At 65.5% G+C, this 16,959-nt stretch carries 20 protein-coding genes; 10 read left to right on the top strand and 10 right to left on the bottom strand.

Annotated features, from left to right (window positions below):
- Positions 1–3: 3 nt before the first annotated feature.
- Together P9230_RS19000 and P9230_RS19005 are read right to left on the bottom strand one after the other, a co-directional pair.
- Positions 4–1,104: a flavodoxin family protein gene (locus P9230_RS19000; protein WP_278120408.1), complete on the bottom strand. Its 1,101-nt coding sequence runs from the start codon at positions 1,102–1,104 to the stop codon at positions 4–6.
- Between the two features lie 343 nt (positions 1,105–1,447).
- Complete coding sequence (locus P9230_RS19005) at positions 1,448–1,792, bottom strand: hypothetical protein (protein WP_067322626.1); 345 nt, start codon at positions 1,790–1,792, stop codon at positions 1,448–1,450.
- Positions 1,793–2,463: 671 nt separating this feature from the next.
- Here P9230_RS19005 and P9230_RS19010 point away from each other — a divergent pair.
- A complete protein-coding gene (locus P9230_RS19010) occupies positions 2,464–2,766 on the top strand; it encodes a DUF982 domain-containing protein (RefSeq protein WP_095824503.1) in 303 nt (100 codons plus the stop codon).
- Positions 2,767–2,773: 7 nt separating this feature from the next.
- Here the strand turns inward: P9230_RS19010 and P9230_RS19015 are convergent, their stop codons facing one another.
- Positions 2,774–3,493 (bottom strand): Crp/Fnr family transcriptional regulator, encoded by a 720-nt coding sequence (locus tag P9230_RS19015; protein ID WP_066998395.1) that lies wholly within the window; start codon positions 3,491–3,493, stop codon positions 2,774–2,776.
- Positions 3,494–3,667: 174 nt separating this feature from the next.
- On the opposite strand from P9230_RS19015, the gene P9230_RS19020 reads away from it, so the two are divergent.
- Positions 3,668–3,901 (top strand): hypothetical protein, encoded by a 234-nt coding sequence (locus tag P9230_RS19020; RefSeq protein ID WP_095784272.1) that lies wholly within the window; start codon positions 3,668–3,670, stop codon positions 3,899–3,901.
- 81 nt (positions 3,902–3,982) lie between these two features.
- Positions 3,983–4,915 (top strand): alpha/beta hydrolase, encoded by a 933-nt coding sequence (locus P9230_RS19025; protein ID WP_278120411.1) that lies wholly within the window; start codon positions 3,983–3,985, stop codon positions 4,913–4,915.
- Here the strand turns inward: P9230_RS19025 and P9230_RS19030 are convergent.
- Positions 4,893–5,126: a hypothetical protein gene (locus tag P9230_RS19030; protein ID WP_095824505.1), complete on the bottom strand. Its 234-nt coding sequence runs from the start codon at positions 5,124–5,126 to the stop codon at positions 4,893–4,895. The two genes, P9230_RS19025 and P9230_RS19030, sit on opposite strands and share 23 nt — an antisense overlap.
- A gap of 418 nt (positions 5,127–5,544) precedes the next feature.
- On the opposite strand from P9230_RS19030, the gene P9230_RS32435 reads away from it, so the two are divergent.
- The 5 genes from P9230_RS32435 to P9230_RS19055 all read left to right on the top strand — a co-directional run bounded on the left by P9230_RS32435 (position 5,545) and on the right by P9230_RS19055 (position 7,293).
- Positions 5,545–5,754 carry a KGG domain-containing protein gene (locus tag P9230_RS32435; protein WP_066998404.1) on the top strand — a complete coding sequence of 70 codons (210 nt, stop codon included), beginning with the start codon at positions 5,545–5,547 and terminating at the stop codon, positions 5,752–5,754.
- Positions 5,755–5,934: 180 nt separating this feature from the next.
- A complete protein-coding gene (locus P9230_RS19040; protein WP_245430647.1) occupies positions 5,935–6,387 on the top strand; it encodes a hypothetical protein in 453 nt (150 codons plus the stop codon).
- A gap of 113 nt (positions 6,388–6,500) precedes the next feature.
- A complete protein-coding gene (locus P9230_RS19045; RefSeq protein WP_066998409.1) occupies positions 6,501–6,713 on the top strand; it encodes a hypothetical protein in 213 nt (70 codons plus the stop codon).
- A gap of 25 nt (positions 6,714–6,738) precedes the next feature.
- Entirely contained in the window at positions 6,739–6,939 is a 201-nt protein-coding gene (locus P9230_RS19050) for a hypothetical protein (protein WP_278120414.1), read from the top strand.
- Between the two features lie 33 nt (positions 6,940–6,972).
- The gene (locus P9230_RS19055) at positions 6,973–7,293 is read left to right on the top strand and encodes a plasmid stabilization protein (RefSeq protein WP_095801367.1); all 321 of its coding nucleotides are present in this window, start codon (positions 6,973–6,975) and stop codon (positions 7,291–7,293) included.
- Between the two features lie 170 nt (positions 7,294–7,463).
- Here P9230_RS19055 and P9230_RS19060 read toward each other — a convergent pair whose 3' ends face one another.
- The gene (locus P9230_RS19060) at positions 7,464–7,922 is read right to left on the bottom strand and encodes an Lrp/AsnC family transcriptional regulator (protein WP_095801368.1); all 459 of its coding nucleotides are present in this window, start codon (positions 7,920–7,922) and stop codon (positions 7,464–7,466) included.
- Between the two features lie 170 nt (positions 7,923–8,092).
- Here P9230_RS19060 and P9230_RS19065 point away from each other — a divergent pair, with 170 nt between their 5' ends.
- Both P9230_RS19065 and P9230_RS19070 read left to right on the top strand, forming a co-directional pair.
- Entirely contained in the window at positions 8,093–8,833 is a 741-nt protein-coding gene (locus tag P9230_RS19065) for an AzlC family ABC transporter permease (RefSeq protein ID WP_095824506.1), read from the top strand.
- Positions 8,830–9,129 carry an AzlD family protein gene (locus P9230_RS19070; RefSeq protein WP_278120416.1) on the top strand — a complete coding sequence of 100 codons (300 nt, stop codon included), beginning with the start codon at positions 8,830–8,832 and terminating at the stop codon, positions 9,127–9,129. Before P9230_RS19065 ends, P9230_RS19070 begins: the two co-directional genes overlap by 4 nt.
- 269 nt (positions 9,130–9,398) lie before the next feature.
- Here P9230_RS19070 and P9230_RS19075 read toward each other — a convergent pair whose 3' ends face one another.
- The 5 genes from P9230_RS19075 to P9230_RS19095 form a co-directional block, all read right to left on the bottom strand.
- Positions 9,399–11,501 (bottom strand): EAL domain-containing protein, encoded by a 2,103-nt coding sequence (locus P9230_RS19075; RefSeq protein ID WP_278120418.1) that lies wholly within the window; start codon positions 11,499–11,501, stop codon positions 9,399–9,401.
- A gap of 342 nt (positions 11,502–11,843) precedes the next feature.
- Positions 11,844–13,001 carry a M20 aminoacylase family protein gene (locus P9230_RS19080; RefSeq protein WP_278120421.1) on the bottom strand — a complete coding sequence of 386 codons (1,158 nt, stop codon included), beginning with the start codon at positions 12,999–13,001 and terminating at the stop codon, positions 11,844–11,846.
- A 96-nt stretch (positions 13,002–13,097) separates the two neighbouring features.
- The gene (locus P9230_RS19085) at positions 13,098–14,294 is read right to left on the bottom strand and encodes a diaminopropionate ammonia-lyase (RefSeq protein ID WP_095824508.1); all 1,197 of its coding nucleotides are present in this window, start codon (positions 14,292–14,294) and stop codon (positions 13,098–13,100) included.
- A 202-nt stretch (positions 14,295–14,496) separates the two neighbouring features.
- Positions 14,497–15,732, bottom strand: a complete 1,236-nt coding sequence (locus P9230_RS19090; protein ID WP_278120423.1) for a Zn-dependent hydrolase — start codon at positions 15,730–15,732, stop codon at positions 14,497–14,499.
- Positions 15,729–16,931, bottom strand: a complete 1,203-nt coding sequence (locus P9230_RS19095) for a diaminopropionate ammonia-lyase (protein ID WP_278120425.1) — start codon at positions 16,929–16,931, stop codon at positions 15,729–15,731. Before P9230_RS19095 ends, P9230_RS19090 begins: the two co-directional genes overlap by 4 nt.
- Between the last annotated feature and the right edge of the window lie 28 nt (positions 16,932–16,959).

Consider the following 16,959-nt stretch of genomic DNA (forward strand, 5'->3'; position numbering starts at 1 on the left):
CGGCTATTTGGGGCGCGGATCCTCGAGCCCGGCTCCGATGGTCTGGAACGAACCCGCGCGACGCTTCTCGACGGCTTCGGCGAGCGCCAGCGCGGCATTGCGGACTTCCGTCTGCACGGCATGGTCGGCGTCGAGCTCGTCATGGCTCGTCGCATAGGGCTTCCAGTAGCCAATGTAGCGGTCGAGCTCGGCAGCCTCGCCCACCGGATCGAGCTTCATCGAGCGCAGCCAGTCGGCGAGGCTGTGACGCACCCTTCCGGCACCTTCGGTGTCGCCATGCACGATGACGGAGAACAGCCGGCCGGCGAGATGGCGCGGATAGTCCCAGCCGGCAAGCTCGACCTTCTTGGCGAGCGCGGCATCCTTGCCCTGCGTCAGCGAAGGATCGGGATTGCCGCCGTCGGCGCAGACCAGCCGGTCCATCATCAGCTTCACCGGCGAGGAGGAATGGTACCAGTTGACCGGCGTGACGATCATGACGCCATGCGCCTCGACCCAGAGCGGGTAGATGTCGTTCATCCAGTCATTGACCTGCCCGAGCGAATGATTGGGGTAGCAGGAGCATGGCCAGTGGCAGAGCGCGGCCGCGGTCGAGAAGCACGCCTTGCAGGGAAAGATCCTGCGGCCGTATTCGGAGGCGAGCCGCGCGAGGTCGAGAACCTCGATCGCAAAGCCCGGTCTTGCTGCAATGGCGCTGCGCGCCAACTCGACAAGACGGAAGCTTTTCGACATTTCGCCCGGGCAGGTGTGCTCGCTGCGCGAGGAGCCGTTTATGAGCAGGATGCGGGACGGCGCGGTCTTGTCCTCGTAGCGGCGCTGTGCCGCTTCGACCGCTTCGTGCGCGGCGAACCAGTCGACGGAGAGATCATAGTCCGGATCGTGGAAGCCCTGTCCCGCCTTTCTGGTGATCGGTGCCTTGCGTTCTTCGCTGTAGGCCTGCCAGGCGATCTCGGCCAGCCTGCCAATGGCATCCGCCTCCGGCTGAAAGGCCGGATCGTAGAATTGTTTCAGATAGCGTGCCTTGAATTCGCTTTCGCCGAGGCGCGGGCTCGGCATGCCTTTGCGCGGCTCAGGGCTCTTGCTGAAATCTGTGCTGTTTGCCATGCGCCCACGCCCGAGTTGGGCGGGCCGGGTGGGACAAGAGCTCGTCTGCCTTTTCGTTGGCCAGGGTGTGAAGCCGGAGAAACCAAACCCTGTTCTCTTTACCACCAGGTCCGGCTGACGCGGCCCGCTGAGGACAATTCGGCGCGGGCCCGATGGTTCCGTGCTTCGGAGCCGAGAAGATAAGGCACCGAGGCAGGCCGTGCCGGGCCCGACGCCGGCAAAAAACCGCCCCGGATGGGAGAACCGGGGCGGCAATTGTGGGAAGCAGTTCGGGTATCCGGGAACTGCACAGTCAGTAACTCGCCCGCGCGGGAAAAGTTTCCCGCCAGACCGATCATGCGTTCTACTTCGACGGCTGCGGCGGGACCTCGCCCGGCTTGATCACCGGCATCTGGCTGGTGTCGGCCGGCGGAGCGGTAGCGTTCTTGTCGCCCGTGGGCGGAGGCTTCAGCACACCGTCGCAAGGCGCCAGGCTGGCGGTCAGGTTGTTGGACTGATCATTGGCCTGCGCTTTCGGGGCCTGCGCTTTCGGCTGCTCGCCGGTCTGATTAGGGGTCGCGCTGGCGTCCGGTTTGACCTGGCAATCCTCGATCTGCGGATTCTCCAGCTGGGTCTGGGCCGCGGCAGTCGTTCCCGACATTTGGCCCGACATCAGGACAATGGCGAAGCCAAGAAGTGCTTTCTTCATTGGATCCTCCTTATGGATTCGGCAACCGCCGACGATCGGGGAGAGCCGTTCGCCTTGGCAGGCCGACGTCGACTCTGGCCCCGCTCGCCGTGTTTGCCACCGGGTGGCGGTGGGGCACCGGGGCATTCGTCATCCTCTTCTCGAGAGACAACGCTATCGGAGAGACAACGCATGCCGGCCGAAAAGGTTGGCTTTCGGTAGAGGCTGCGGTCTCGGCAGGGCGTGGCGCACGTACATCAAAGTTAAATGCGCGAATGCTGCCGGAGTGCTAGTCGCTCGCAGTTCGGGGGGACTCTACGAGGAGAGTCCCATGGAAATTCGAGATCTGATCGGCACACTGTCCAGGTCATTTCTGCGCCAGGGTGCCCGGCGTCCGTGGCCGATCCAGTCTTTGCGCGCCGGCGTGCCGCTCAGGCCGCGTCCGCGCCCGCCGTACCGCCCGCAGCCGCCCAGCCGGCCGGCGAGCAATTAGCTTGCCGCTTATTCAGCGCCTGCCCGTGCAACCGGTCGGCGGCATCCTCGTTATGACGATCCAAAAACATGTGGTGGCAACGATGAGACCCTTTCGGACCAACAATCATCTTTTCATTCTGGCGGCAGCGGCGGTGACCGCGGCGCCCTTCGCGGGCCTCGCCTGGCGGGCTCAACAGTGGCTAGGATGGTGACCGGGGATGAGTAGATTCCTGCCGCTCACCATCCGCTTCGTCACTGGCGGCTCAATGGTGGTTTCGTCGATCGCCGACGCAAGGAAGGCCTTGGACGGAGCCTGGAAGAACAAGGAAGCGCCCGACTATTTGGCGGCGGCGCGGCTGGTGGACGACGCCATGGCGGGCATCTGCCGTCCGGCGGTCGCCTTCGATGCTTTCAAGCAGGCCGCCGCCCGGCAGGGCCTGCTGAGGACGGCCGACCCGAGCGCGGCACTCTCGATGCTCGACTCGCTGTGGTCTGGCGACGACCAAGGGCCGCCGCGCTGACGCGTTCTCACCTTGGCTCGTTCCTCATGCTGAGATAGGTCGGGTCGAATTCCGCAATGGCGACCAGACGGTTCCAGTCGAGGATGTCGATCAGGTGGTTGGTCCAGTTGATGACGTTCATGCGGCGCAACGTGCCGATGACCCGATTCATATGGACGACGGAGAGACCGAGCACATCGGCGAGTTCGGCCTGCGAAAGCGGCAGATTGAAGCTCATGACCCGCGTCTTCTTCACGGCCTGCAGCCTGACGAAGAGTTCGCATATCAGATGCGCCAGATGCGCGGTCTTGGAGCGGCGTCCCATGGCCACGATCCATTCCCGGTGGATGGCGCCGTCCACCAGCGTGTCCAACCAGAGCAGCCTCGTCAAATGCGGGGCCTTTTCGGTGATTTCCCGCAACTTGCTGTGCTCCGCAGCGATGATATGGCAGGGCGACAGCGCGACGATGCCATGGTCCATGGTCTTCAGGAGAAAAGCGTGCAGATCGACGAAATCGCCGGCAACATGGAGCGCAGTGAACTGCCGGCCGCCGTCCTCCAGCACCTTGTAGCGCGCGGCAATCCCGTCGACGATGAGGGTGCTGAAAGTCGGCCTTGATCCTTCGGCGACGAGATCCTCGCCAGCGACGAAATACTTCTCCACCGATGTGGCGCTGGCCAGCAACGCCTTCTCGCTTTCGGAGAGAGCATCGTGCTGACCCAGGTTCAGATAAAGGGGTTCCAGCATGCGCGGCCGCCCGTTGTGATTTTGCAAGGGCCTAACGTTGTAGAGCCGGGCCGGGTTGCAGCGGACCACCACACCGCCGGCCGCCGGCAAAGCAGTCCCCGGCCAAGACGGTCCTTTGGAACCATGATCGCGCGCAGGGATTGAACGTCCAGGTTGCGGCGGATGCTTTCGCGTATGGAACGCTTCTACTTCGATTTGTACAACACCGTGCACACGCAAATGGACAGCGAGGGGCAGCTCTTCTCCTCACCAGAAAACGCGCGAAAGGAGGCGCTCAGGATCTTGCAGGATGTCGCGCGCGACGAGATGCCGAACAGTGATAACCTCAAGATCACCATCAAAATGCGCACCGACAAGAGAGGCCAGATATTCGAGGCGTCCCTTACAGTCAAATCCGCCTGGAGCTGACCACGGAAGGCGCCAGCCGAGAGAAGCCGCGGCCCGAGCAACCATCCCGCCCGCGGCCGTTCCGCCTGTGGAGTACAAAGCATGTTCGGCGGTTTCGAAAGCGCGGAAGTCGATACGGGCGCGGCACGGACATTCATCCGGACTGCCGGCAGCGGCCCGGCGCTGCTCCTGCTGCACGGCTTCCCCGAAACGCATCTGATGTGGCGCGACGTGGCGCCGAAGCTGATCGACCGCTTTAGCGTCGTCTGCGCCGACTTGCGCGGCTACGGCAAAAGCTCCTGTCCGCCATCCGATCCGGATCATGCGCCCTACGCCAAGCGCGCCATGGCTGCCGACCTCGCGGCGCTGATGACGAAGCTCGGCTTTGCCCGCTTCATGGTTGCCGGCCACGATCGCGGTGGGCGCGTTGCGTATCGCCTGGCGCTGGACCACCCGGACCGCATCGAGAAGCTTGCCGTGCTCGACATCGTACCCACCGCCGATGTCTGGGACAGGGCCGACGCCCGGCTGGCGCTGGGCTATTGGCCCTGGTCGCTCTTGGCGCAAGCCGAGCCGCTGCCGGAGACGATCATGACGGCGGCCGCGGATGCGATCGTTGACAACGCGCTGGCTGGCTGGGGTTCCTCGCCTGCCGCCTTTCCCGCCGAGGTCCGGCAGGCTTATGCAGAGGCCTTGCGCGATCCAGCCCACGCGCACGCCATCTGCGAGGAATACCGTGCGGCAGCGACGCTCGACCGTGAGCACGACCAGGCGGACCGCAAAGCCGGCCGGCGCATCGGCTGCCCGATGCTTGCGCTATGGAGCGGACATGGCGCGCTCGCCGAATGGTACGCGCGAGAGGGCGGTCCGCTGGCTCTGTGGCGGGAGTGGGCCGACGACGTCAGCGGCGGGGTCAGCGGCGGGGTCAGCGGCGGGACGATGCCCGGCGGGCATTTCTTTCCCGAGGAGGCGCCGGCCGAGACAGCCGCAAGGCTCGGCGAGTTTTTTGCGGCTACAGGCCGTAGGCCAGGGTGAGGTAAATCGCCGGCGCAACGATCAGGCAAAGCGCCATAACAATCACCACGGCATTGCCAAGGCGCTCGGCGCGCCTGGTGATGTCGGTGACATCGTCGTCGTCGTTGAGGAATTGGAGAATCGAGGTGTCGGCGAGGACGGAGAGGCGATTGTCGTTCGCGGGCAGGCTTTCGGGCTCTCGCAGATTGGGCTTGGCAGAAATAAAGGTCAAAACGTCGTCTCGCTTTCGAAGCCGGCCGCGCGACTTCCTGGTTCCAATGATTGTGGATGGTATTGGATGCCCGCCATTTGCGCGGAAACGGCGGGCACCCAAAACGGCGCCGATGAAGGGGACTTCGTCGACGACCGCTACCAACTCGAAGCCTCCGCTTTGGTTGCCGTCGAGGGCCCAATGCGCGAGCCACTCCGACTTCAGTCGTAGGAAAGAGACCGACCGTGGCCCCGGGCCCTGGCGCCCGCGCGGACCGGCGACGCACGACAAGGCTGTCGCGGCATGGTCGGGCTAAAAGGATTCACGAAATATTTCGTGGGGGAACATCGATCGCGGGCAGCGGTTCTCATTGCTCAAGGCGGTCGAACCTCCTTGAATCAAACCCCGAAGACCAATCCCACACAACGGAGCTGCAGATATGCCTAATCAAGGCGGAACTCACCAACAGCACGTCAAAGCAGGCCAGCAGAGCCACAAGAACCGCGACGATCAGCGTCGCGGCCAGCAGCAGGCCGAGGACCGCAACATGCGTCAGCAGGATTCAGGTCAGCACAGGGGCGGCAGCGGCAACTTCGCCGAAGACCGCGAACGTGCATCCGAAGCCGGCCGCAAGGGCGGCCAGCGCTGAGCTTAAGCAGGCGTCCCGCGATCCCTTCGCGGGACGCCGCCCAGAACATCCAATTTGGAACTTCTTCCCCTCCCCTTGGTTCCTCCGAAACCCCGGCGGCTCGGCCGTCGGCAGGACGTTTGAACGGAGGCAACAATGTCCGTGCGCACACTTCACCCCGAACGTGTCGATGAGACACGTATGCAGGCCTATTCGACCTTCGCTCCGCTGCTCATCACCGCCCTGAGCCAGAAGCTGGCGCGCTGTCAAGGCAAGAGCGAGATGGACAAGGTCGAGGCGTCCCTCATCCGCGTCATCGAAGAAGCGGACGTCGTCACGGGAGACGTCGAGGCAATGAAGGAGTTCGCGATCGAACTCGTCGTGTCCACGCTGCGCAATGTGCGCGAGCATCCCGACGCCAAACAGGATGTGGAACAGATCGACGGCCGCCGCACGCAAGGACGCTCGGAGAACCCGGACACGCTGGAAGAACAATTGCAGTCCGGTCTCGAAGATAGTTTCCCGGCGAGCGATCCGCCCGCGGTCGTCTCCACCGCCATCAGCGGTGGCGCGAAGGACATCGTCGGCACCGACGAAGTGCTGCGCCGCAAGAAGGAAGCTGCCGAGCGCGGGCACGAAAACGAGAAGGCGTAGCCCCAGCCCCGCACGACCGCAGCCCGTTTCAGGCGCCCTGCCTCATCGCGGTCGCCAGCTCGGCGAAGGAACCAGTCCTTTCGCCAAGGGTTGGTTATCGGAAGGAGAAAACGATGGATAAAAGCAAACTTCCACATCGCCCGGGCGCTGGCCGAACGGCACAAGACGCAAGGCTGCCGACCAAGGGCGGCGACGATCCGGACGTGCGGTTCCTGGCCGAGAACACCGACCTTTCACCGAAGCAGGCGCGCGAGCTGATCCGCGAGCACGGGCATGACCGCGACAAGCTGCTTGAAATCGCACGAACCATGAAGGCCGAGGGCTGACCGGCTCTCTGAAAGCGAGGCAACGATGAGCAACTCACCCCGTACGGGACGTCCAGGCACATCCGATCAATGGCCACGTTGGGAAGGTCCGAAAGCCAATCGGCCGAGAGGTTATCTGCCAGCCAAGGACGATCCCGACAAGGATCGCGACGCGGCCGGCGAGAACAACCAGGACCCCGAGCAGTCCGATCTCGGCGACGCCGTCAAAACGAAGAAGGAGCCGTAGGGCGGCTCCTCTCAGCCCAACAGGAGAAGAAAAATGCCACGCGGAGACAAATCGAAATACACCGACAAGCAGGAGCGCAAGGCCGACCATATCGCCGAGGGCTACGAAAAGCGCGGCGTCTCCGAGAAGGAAGCCGAGCGCCGGGCCTGGGCGACCGTCAACAAGGACGATGGCGGCGGCAAGAAGGCGGGCGGCTCGGGCCGCGGCAAGCACACCGGCCATCCGGCGGCGCACAAGGGCGGCAAGGCCGGCGGCAAAGCGTCAAGCTCGCGCTCGGCGGCCGAGCGTTCTGCTTCCGCCAAGAAGGCGGCGGCGACGCGCAAACGCAACGCGGAGCACCACGCCCAACATTAGGCGTGGGTTCGCCTTCTCCCTTGCCGGAGACGGCGGACAGGCGCGCAGCGCCGAGACGATAGAGACGAAACGAGGCGCTGGGAAACTGGCGCCTCATTGCCGCGGCGGTCCTTCCAGCAGCATCCCGACGGTTCGCGGTTACCTTCTCCCTCAAGGAAAAAAGGGAAGATCTAAAGCGGCATCTCCGAAGTCTGCTTGACCGTCTGGCTGGGAACGTCGGTCTTGACGTTCTGCACCCCCTTGATGCGACTTAAGTGCTCCGACTGGAAGCGGCGATAGTCCTCGATGCCCGCCGCCACAACCCGCACCATAGCGTCGCAATCGCCCAGCATCAGATAGCATTCCAGCACCTCGGGCAGCTTGCCCACCTCCCTGGCGAAATGCTCGATCGTGTCCTCGTCCTGCTGCTTCAGCCAGATGCGAGTGAAGAAGGTATGACCGCGACCGATCTTGGCCGGGTTGAGCACCGCGACATAGCGGTCGATGACGCCAGCCTCCTCCAGCAATTTTACGCGCCTCAGACAGGGTGACGGCGACAGGCCGACCTCTCTCGCAAGATCGTTGTTGGCCATGCGCCCGTCGCGCTGCAGGGCGCGCAGGATCCGCTTGTCGATCTCATCCAGCTTCATGGCGTCTGATTCCAATATTGGCTTAATTCTCGCTATCCAATGCCAAACCTTGGCAGAAACGGCGCATCTTCGCAACCCGATTGCGGAGCATTTCGGCTATGGTGGCCAGCGATAACCGACCATCGAGCAACCGGAGAAGGCCGCCCCGCAAGGCTGGCCGAAGAAGAGCCATGAGCGTTTCCGAGATAACCCTGGGCCACCCTCCCGCCGAAGCACGCGGCGCCGAATTCCGGCGGGGCGCCGCCGCCTCGACGCCGGTGCTGCTTGGCATTGTCCCCTACGCACTCGTGCTGGGCGCGCAGGCCGCGCAGAAGGGCTTGAGCGTCGTCGAGGTGCCGTTGATGACGGGCCTCAACTTCGCCGGCGGCTCCGAATTTGCCGCCATCCAGCTCTGGACCTCGCCGCCGCATGTGCTGTTGATCGCCGCCATCACATTGCTGGTCAACAGCCGGCATTTCCTGATGGGCGCGGCACTTGCGCCGTTCCTGCGCCACCTGCCCAAACGCAAGGCGCTGCCCGCGCTGTTCTTGATGTGCGACGAGAGCTTTGCGCTCGGGCTCGCCGACGCGAAGCGCCGCGCGGCCAGCGGACTGCGGCCAGCCTTCAGCCTCGCCTACTATGCGGGAACTGCCCTTCCCTTCTATCTTGCCTGGGTGATTTTCACGACCTGCGGAGCGGCGCTCGGGCCGGTGCTTGGCAACGTCGAGCGCTACGGCTTCGCCATGGCCTTTCCGGCAGTGTTCCTGGTGCTGCTGCGCGGCATGTGGAAGGGTTTTGCCGCGGCGCGCCCCTGGCTTGTCAGCCTAGTGGTGGCGGCGGCAACTTATCTGGTCGTTCCGGGCGCCTGGTACGTGGCGACAGGCGCGCTGTCCGGGTTGGTGTCCGCCTGGCTTCTGGCAGGTGAGAAATGATCGAGCCCTGGACCGTCCTCGCCATCCTCGCCATGGCCGGCGTCACCTATTTGACGCGGATCGGCGGCTATGTCGTGCTCAGGAACCGCACGCTCAGTCCACGCGCCACCGCCGTGATGGAAGCCGCGCCCGGCTGCGTGCTGATCTCGGTGATCGCGCCCGACTTCGTGTCGAAGAATCCGGCCGATCTGGCGGCGCTCGTCATCACATTGCTCGCGGCGGCAAGACTGTCGATGCTGCCGACGGTGGTCATCGGCGTGGCTTCGGCCGGGGTATTGCGGTGGGTGATGGGGTAAACGCCGGCGGCCCCCCTCTGCCATGCCGGGGCATCTCCCCCAAGGAGGAGATTGGCTCTCCATCGCATCAATTGCCGTAGAGCCCAATTTCGCCAGACTTGATCGCAGCGGTCTCGTCGATCCTGCCCAGATGCTTTTCCAGCGCCAGTCTAGCGGGTCCGCGTCTTGCGGGTCGATGATCGCGGGACCATTGTATCGGGCGAATGCCGAGCTGATCCAGGCCGAGCTGCCTCGGCAATCGCGGAGGGCGCTCGCAATTTTAGCGTAGCTTATTTTGCGACACCCACCCGGGCTTGTGGCTTCTCAGCCGCGGCCCGCGCGACGATCGCCTCCAGCGGCTCTGGCCGGTGCAGGAAATAGCCTTGGCCATAGCCGACGCCCATGCCGACGAGGATCTCCAGCGCGCTTTTCCCCTCGACCTTCTCGGCCACGACGGCGCAGCCCATCGAGCGGGCGATGCCGGCGATTGCCGAGACGATCTCGCGGTCGAAGCGGCTGTCGGCGATGTGCTGGACGAAGGAGCCGTCAATCTTGATCGCATCGATAGGAAAGCGCCGCAGATATTCGAACGAGCTCATGCCGGCGCCGAAATCGTCGAGGCTGACACGGCAATGGCGCAGCCTTGCCCGGCGCACGAATTCCTCCGCTGCGTCGAAATTGGTGACAGCCGCGGTCTCGGTGATCTCGAAGCCGATTGCAGACGGCGGCGCGCCGTTCTCGGCGATCGCCGCGTCGACGAAATCCCAAAGCTGCGGATCGGAGAGCGTCTGCGCCGACAGGTTGAAGCCGAGCGAGACGGCGCCGGAGAGCATCGCCCTGCCATGGCGCGACAGCGCCGTGCGGATGATCCAGCGGTCGAGCCGGGCGGCAAGGCCGAAGCGTTCGGCCACCGGCATGAACTCGCCCGGCAAGATCAGCTTGCCGTTGCGCGCCTCGAGCCGCGCCAGCACCTCGACATGGCGGCTGTCTTGCCAAGGCCTGCCGAGGCGATGGATCTCCTGGCCGAACAGCTTCAACCGGCTGTCCTCCATGGCATCGACCAGATCGGCGGCAAGCCGCGCGGCGTTGAGGCCGCCGGCTCCGGAAGCTGTTTCGGCCGAGAACACGGCGAAGCGGTCGCGCCCGCCGGCTTTGGCGGCGTAGCAGGCATCGTCGGCGCAGGCGAGCGCATCGGTTACCGTCGTCCGGGGATCGCGCACGAAGGCGATGCCGATGCTGGCGGCTAGCCTGCGGGACGACACGGCGGAGCCGAGATCGGCGTCGCGCACCGCGGCGAGCACGGCACGCGCCAGCCGCTCGGCGCAAGCGTCGTTGCAGTTCGGAACCAGCAGCGCGAATTCGTCGCCGCCGAGGCGCGCGGCGTGGGCCGAAGGCGGCAGGCTGGCGCGGATGCCGCCGGCGACGCTCTTCAGCGCGATATCGCCCGCAGCATGGCCGGCATAGTCGTTCAGCGCCTTGAAGTAGTCGAGGTCGACATAAAAGACGGCAAGCGGCAGCCGGTCCGCCGCGCCGATGTTTTCGGCGAGCAGCCGGTCGAAGGCCGAGCGGTTCCACAGCCCGGTCAGCGCATCGTGATGGGCGGCGTAAGCGAGCTCCTCGGCGCGCTTCGTCTCGTCGGTGATGTCGCGTACCGTGCCGAGGATCTGGCCGGCCGAGCCGGCGCCGGCGATCAAACGCACCAGCGACTCGACATGGCGGACCGAGCCGTCGCGCCGGATGATACGGTATTGCGTGGCGGTCACGCTTTTCGAGCCCGGCGGCGGCAGATGCGCGCGCTCGGTGGCCTCCTTGTCGTCCGGGTGGAGATAGGTGTGCCAGAGATCGGCCGTCACCTCGTCGGTATCGCTGACCAGGCCGAAGATCTCCCTAGTGCGCGGGTCCCAATAGCTCTTGTTGGTGCCGATATCGTAGTGCCAGATGCCGGTGCCGCTGGCGGCGAGCGCGAGCCGCAAGCGGACATTGACCTGCTCAAGCGCGGCCTCGGCCTCCTTCTGCCTGGTGATATCGGTCTGCACGCCCATCAGGCGCAGCGGCTTGCCCTCGGCATCGCGCTCGACGATGCCGCCGCGGTCAAGCACCCAGACCCAGCGGCCGTCCTTGTGCTTCAGCCGTAGTTCCGTCTCGATCGACTCGGTGTCACCAGCGATATGGCGGTCGCCGCTCGCCAGTGCTCGCTCGCAGTCGTCGGGATGAGTGAGCTTCAGCCACAGATCGGAGGTATCGAGCTCGCCCTCGGCATAACCCAGCATCTTCCACCAGGTCGGCGAATAGTAGCAATCGCCCGTCGGGAGATTCCAGTCCCATAGGCCGAGCTGGGCGCGATCGAGCGCCAGCGCCCAGAATTCGCCGTTGCGTTTGGTGTCGTCCGCCATGCCCTCGTTCTTGCCGTCCCCGTTCGGGCATAGTGCATGAAAGCTGACAAAAAAGGGTTACTGGGGTGAAGCTGCCAATCTCCCCGCTTTTTGGAGGAAAGGTCCGGCAGAACAGGGGGGCGCGAAGGATCGCGGCCCATCTGCTTCGTCATCCGAGGGCGAAGCAAGGAGCGAAGCGACGCGCGCAGACCCTGGGATTCATGCCGTTACGCTAAAGCGTTGCAACAGCTACAGTATTCTGCGCTGCCGAACTCTACGCCAAAGGTCATCGAATGGATCCTCGGGTCAAGCTCGAGGATGACGAAGCAGAAGCTCCGCCGCTTTCGCCAATCGCAGACGCCCTTACCCCGCCGCCAGCCTTCGCCGCACCACCGCCGCGTGGAAACGCGCGCCATGCAGCAGGCCTTCATCGTTGAAATCGTAGGCCGGGTTGTGCAGCGTGGCGGAATTGCCGTTGCCGAGGAAGACGAAACAGCCGGGCACTTCGGTGAGGAAGCGGGCGAAATCCTCCGAGGCGGTCATCGGCTCGGCGGCGATGCCGACGGCATCGCCGGCCAGCACCGTTCGGGCCGCAGCAAGCGCCTCATTCACCAGCGCCGCGTCGTTGATCAAGGGCACGAACTCGCGCGTGTAAGTGACCTCAGCCGCTACGTTATAGGCCTGCGCCGTGCCTTCGGCGATGCCGCGCATCTCCTTCTCGATCGCCGCGCTCACCTCGGGCCGGAAACTGCGACAGTCGCCAAGGATGCGGGCGAGGCCGGGCAGCGCGTTGCGGGTGCCGTCGGTGATGAGCTCGGTGACCGAGACGACGCCGATATCGACGGGGCTCAGGCGTCGCGAGACGATGGTCTGCAGGTTGACGACCAGCGCGCAGGCGGCAATCAGCGTCTCGCGAGCGTCGTGCGGCCTGGCGGCGTGGCCGCCCAAGCCTTTCAGCACGATCTCGAAATTGTCCTCGGCCGACATGATCGGACCGCTCCGGGTTTCGAAGTGGCCGATGGGCAAGCCCGGCATATTGTGCAGCCCGAAGATTTCCTCGAAGGGAAAGCGTTCGATGAGCCCGTCTTCGATCATCGCAAGCGCGCCCCTGCCCCACTCCTCGGCCGGCTGGAAGATGAACCGCACCGTGCCGTCGAAGCCCCCTTCTTCCGCCAGCAGCTTCGCCGCGCCGAGCAGCATGGCGGTGTGGCCGTCATGGCCGCACGCATGCATGATGCCGGGCGTCTGCGAGGTCCAGGCTCGCGTCCCTTGCTCGGCGATGCGCAGCGCATCCATGTCGGCGCGCAGCGCAATCGCGCGATTGCCGCTGCCCCTGGCCAGCGTGCCGACAACGCCGGTGCCGCCGATGCCTTCCGCGACTTCGAGCCCGAAGGCGCGAAGCTTCTCCGCCACGAAGGCGGCGGTGCTCTTTTCCTCGAAGCCGAATTCCGGGTGGGCGTGGAGGTCGCGCCGCCAGGCCGTCATCGCGCGATGCAGCTGCTGCTGGTCGAGGTCAGCCATCTTCTCTTTCCCCAGCGCTCGTTCCAGGCGAGTCTTCCCGAAGTTGCGCTTCATTTCCATCGATTCCGGGGGGAAGCCCGCTTTCCTGAAAATCCTTCAGGCGATCTGCAGCTCCAGCTCCCGCGGCACCGCCCCGACCAGCTCGGTGTAACGGCCGGCGTCGGTCGCGCCTTCCGAATTGATGACGAGGACACGCGACGTCGCATCGAGCCCGAGAGCCGCGCGCATGCCCTTGTCTCCGGCTGCGCGGATCAGCCCGGCAAGCCCCGCGCCGCCGCTCTCGCCGGAAACGATGGCCGGATCGTTGTCCAAGGGCCGGGCCAGCCGGTTCATCACCGCGACCGCGTCGTCTTCGTCGACGGTCATGAAGACGTCGCCGACGCGGGCCAGCACCCGCCAGGCGATCAGGGACGGCTCGGCGCATTCCAGCATCGCCATCACCGTCGACAGCTGAGGAGCGATCGTTACGGGACGGCCGGCCTCCACCGAGGCGTAGACGCAAGCCGAGCGCCTCGGCTCGACCACCACGGCCTTCGGCCGCCCCTCGCCGAGCAGAATTGCCATATAGCCCGCAAGCGCCGCCGCAAAACCGCCGACGCCGGCCTGCAGGAAGACGTGCGTGGGCGGTTCGGCCATGTGCCGCAGCGCCTCGCGCACGATCACCGTGTAGCCCTGCATGACAAGCCCCGGAATGCGCTCGTAGCCGCGCCAGGAGGTGTTGGAGACGATCTTCCAGCCGCGCTCGGCGCCGACCCGGGCGACTTCGCGGACCGCCTGATCATAACCGCCCTCGACCTGCACGATCTCGGCGCCGAAGCGGGCGATGGCCGCCACGCGCTCGGCGCTGACGCCGGCATGGACGTAGATGACCGAACGCGCGCCAACGAGGCCCGCCCCCTGCGCGACCGATCGGCCGTGGTTGCCATCGGTGGCGCAGCAGAAGGTCATCTGGGCGGCGATAGCGCGCAGCTTCGGATCGTTAATTTCGCAGATATCGACTTCGCGACCGAAGCGCTTGCCGGCCTCTTCCAGCACCAGCCGCATGACGGCATAGGCGCCGCCCAGCGCCTTGAAGCTGCCAAGGCCAAGACGCTGGCCCTCGTCCTTGACATGCAGTGCTGCGATGCCGAGGCCATTGGCCAGCGCCGGCAAGGCATAGAGAGGCGTTTCGGCATGGTCGTCGCGAGCCCTCAGATAATGCTCGGCCCGGTCGGCGCCCGCCAGGCCGAGGGCCTCGGCGTCGGCCGGCACCAGCGGCTGGTTGTGTTCGGGGCGCTGGTTGATGAGCAGCATGCTATTCTTTCTTCGATACACTGAACTTTTTTGACGCGCGCGAGAATCGCGCTCCCTGATCTGGCTAGTGATTGAAGTTTGTTTCGATCAGATGTCGCCGGATTCCCGCCTTGGTGGCACGCAACGTTTCGAGATGACTATTTTTGGTGGTGTTTCGCCTTGGCGGCACCTGCCGTCGACAACATACCGTTTGGTTCCGCGATCAGGCGGCTGCCAGCCGGGCGGCGACGCCAAGCAGGACATTGGCGCCCGCAACCAGTTCGTCGGCGGCGGTGAACTCGTCCGGGCTGTGGCTGATGCCGCCCCGGCTCGGCACGAAGATCATCGCGGACGGCGCAATGCGGGCAATCATCTGCGCGTCGTGCCCCGCGCCCGACGTCATGCGCCGGCAGGAGAGGCCGGCGGCTCTGGCGCCATCCTCGATCAGCGAGACGATGCCGGCATCGAACGTCACCGGCTCGAAGCGCGCCAGGCTTTCGGCATGGATGGTGACGCCGGCGCTTGCAGCAAGGTCGTCCAGGAAGGCGGCGAGCGCCGCTTCCGCTTCGCGAAGATGCATTTCGTTCGGATCGCGAAGGTCGATGGTGAAGATTGCCCGCGACGGGATGACGTTGATGGCGTTTGGCTCGAAAGCAATGGTGCCAACGGTGGCGACCGTGGGCGTCGGCGAGGCGCTGGCTCGGTCAGCGAGGAAGCTGATCACCCGCGCGGCGGCGACGCCGGCATCCTGGCGCATCGACATCGGCGTGGTGCCGGCATGGTTGGCCACGCCGTCGATGGTTATGCGCTGCCAGGAAATGCCCTGCAGGTTCTCGACCGCGCCGATGGCGATGCCCTCGCGCTCCAGCACCGGCCCCTGTTCGACATGCAGCTCGACATAGACATGCGGCTTGAGGAAGCCGGGCTGATGTCGGCCGGCATAGCCGATGCGCTCCAACTCCTTACCCAGCACCGAGCCGTCGGTGCCGATCGAGGCCAGCGCCTCTTCGATATCCCGGCCGGCGGCAAAGACCAGCGAGCCCATCATATCAGGCGAATAGCGCACGCCCTCCTCATTGGTGAAGGCGGCGACCACAAGCGGGCGCGCCGGCGCGAATCCTGCCTCCTTCAGGCTCTCGATCGCTTCGAGGCCGGCAAGCACGCCGTAGCAGCCGTCATAGATGCCGGCGTCGATCACCGTGTCGATGTGCGAGCCGAGCATCACCGCTTCCTGGCCTGCCTCGGCGTCGCCCTGCCAGATGCCGAAGATGTTGCCCATACGATCGATGGCGACGTCGAGCTCTGCCTCTTCCAGCCAACCGACAAGGCGGTCGCGGCCAAGCTTGTCCATGTCGGAGGCGGCAACGCGGACGAGCCGGCCCTGCGCATCGCGACCGAGGCTGCCGAGCTCCTCGATACGGCCAAGCAGACGGTCGGCATTGATCGTCAGATTGCTCATGCCGGCTGCCTCGCCAGCGCAACCTCGTCCGGCGCCATCCCGACCAGCTCGGCATAGCGGCCGGGGTCTGTCGCGCCTTCGGAGTTGATGATGAGCACGCGCGAATGGGCATCGAGGCCGAGAGCCCCGCGCATCTTCTTGTCGCCGGCAGCGCGGATCAGCCCGGCGAGCCCCGCCCCGCCGCTCTCGCCGGAAACGATCGCCGGATCAGTGCCTGAAGGCCGCCCCAGGCGGTTCATCACCGAAACCGCGTCGTCCTCGTCCACGGTCATGAAAGCATCGCCGAGCCGCGACAGGACGCGCCAAGCGACCAATGACGGCTCGTAACATTCGAGCATCGCCATCACCGTGGGCTTGCTGTGCGCAATCGCGACTGGACGCCCCGCCTTCGCGGTGGCGTAGACGCACGCCGCCCGCGCGGGCTCGACCACGATTGCCGCAGGGCGATCCTCGCCAAGCACGATGGCGAAATGGCCGGCCACCGCAGCCGCAAGGCCGCCGACGCCGGCCTGCAGGAAGACGTGGGTGGGCGGCTGCGGCAAGCGCCTCAGCGCTTCGCGCACGATAACGGTGTAGCCCTGCATCACCAGCCCCGGGATGCGCTCATAGCCCGGCCAGGATGTGTCGGAGACGACGGTCCAGCCGCGCTCGGCGGCGACACGGGCGGCTTCCCTGACCGACTGGTCGTAATCGCCGGCGATGCGCACGATCTCGGCGCCGAAGCGGGCGATCGCCGCCACGCGTTCGCTGCTTACGCCCGAATGGACGAAGATGACGGAGCGCGCACCGACCAGGCCGGCGCCCTGCGCCACCGAGCGTCCATGATTGCCGTCGGTCGCGCAGGCGAAGGTCATCCCGGCCGCAATCGCCTGCACGTCGGGCCCATGCAATTCCGCGACATCGATGGCGCGGCCGAGCCGTTCCTCGGCCTCTTCCAGCACCAGTCGGATGACGGCGTAGGCGCCGCCCAGCGCCTTGAAGCTGCCGAGGCCGAGGCGCTTACCCTCGTCCTTGATGTGGAGCGCGGCGATTCCGAGTTCGCCGGCCAGCGCCGGCAAAGCATGCAGCGGCGTCTCGGCATGGTTGTCGCGTGCGGCCAGGAAGCGCTCGGCCTCGGCGGCTCCGGCGAGCCCAAGCGTCGCGGCGTCTTCATCGGTCAGCGGCTGGCGATGGCTCGGGTGGTGGTTAAGGAGGAACATGGATCGGCTCTCTCTGTCTTGTTGGCTG

The sequence above is a fragment of the Mesorhizobium sp. WSM4887 genome (assembly GCF_029625865.1).
GTDB lineage: Bacteria > Pseudomonadota > Alphaproteobacteria > Rhizobiales > Rhizobiaceae > Mesorhizobium.

Excerpts from the sequence above, each read along its gene's own strand:
- P9230_RS19060 (WP_095801368.1), bottom strand. The coding sequence starts at position 7,922 with ATGAAGCTGGATGAGATCGACAAGCGGATCCTGCGCGCCCTGCAGCGC.
- P9230_RS19020 (WP_095784272.1), top strand. The coding sequence starts at position 3,668 with ATGGAACGCTTCTACTTCGATTTGTACAACACCGTGCACACGCAAATG.
- P9230_RS19025 (WP_278120411.1), top strand. The coding sequence starts at position 3,983 with ATGTTCGGCGGTTTCGAAAGCGCGGAAGTCGATACGGGCGCGGCACGG.
- P9230_RS19080 (WP_278120421.1), bottom strand. The coding sequence starts at position 13,001 with ATGGCTGACCTCGACCAGCAGCAGCTGCATCGCGCGATGACGGCCTGG.
- P9230_RS19095 (WP_278120425.1), bottom strand. The coding sequence starts at position 16,931 with ATGTTCCTCCTTAACCACCACCCGAGCCATCGCCAGCCGCTGACCGAT.
- P9230_RS19005 (WP_067322626.1), bottom strand. The coding sequence starts at position 1,792 with ATGAAGAAAGCACTTCTTGGCTTCGCCATTGTCCTGATGTCGGGCCAA.
- P9230_RS19065 (WP_095824506.1), top strand. The coding sequence starts at position 8,093 with ATGAGCGTTTCCGAGATAACCCTGGGCCACCCTCCCGCCGAAGCACGC.
- P9230_RS32435 (WP_066998404.1), top strand. The coding sequence starts at position 5,545 with ATGCCTAATCAAGGCGGAACTCACCAACAGCACGTCAAAGCAGGCCAG.
- P9230_RS19070 (WP_278120416.1), top strand. The coding sequence starts at position 8,830 with ATGATCGAGCCCTGGACCGTCCTCGCCATCCTCGCCATGGCCGGCGTC.
- P9230_RS19085 (WP_095824508.1), bottom strand. The coding sequence starts at position 14,294 with ATGCTGCTCATCAACCAGCGCCCCGAACACAACCAGCCGCTGGTGCCG.
- P9230_RS19090 (WP_278120423.1), bottom strand. The coding sequence starts at position 15,732 with ATGAGCAATCTGACGATCAATGCCGACCGTCTGCTTGGCCGTATCGAG.
- P9230_RS19040 (WP_245430647.1), top strand. The coding sequence starts at position 5,935 with ATGCAGGCCTATTCGACCTTCGCTCCGCTGCTCATCACCGCCCTGAGC.
- P9230_RS19045 (WP_066998409.1), top strand. The coding sequence starts at position 6,501 with ATGGATAAAAGCAAACTTCCACATCGCCCGGGCGCTGGCCGAACGGCA.
- P9230_RS19050 (WP_278120414.1), top strand. The coding sequence starts at position 6,739 with ATGAGCAACTCACCCCGTACGGGACGTCCAGGCACATCCGATCAATGG.
- P9230_RS19000 (WP_278120408.1), bottom strand. The coding sequence starts at position 1,104 with ATGGCAAACAGCACAGATTTCAGCAAGAGCCCTGAGCCGCGCAAAGGC.
- P9230_RS19010 (WP_095824503.1), top strand. The coding sequence starts at position 2,464 with ATGAGTAGATTCCTGCCGCTCACCATCCGCTTCGTCACTGGCGGCTCA.
- P9230_RS19015 (WP_066998395.1), bottom strand. The coding sequence starts at position 3,493 with ATGCTGGAACCCCTTTATCTGAACCTGGGTCAGCACGATGCTCTCTCC.
- P9230_RS19075 (WP_278120418.1), bottom strand. The coding sequence starts at position 11,501 with ATGGCGGACGACACCAAACGCAACGGCGAATTCTGGGCGCTGGCGCTC.
- P9230_RS19055 (WP_095801367.1), top strand. The coding sequence starts at position 6,973 with ATGCCACGCGGAGACAAATCGAAATACACCGACAAGCAGGAGCGCAAG.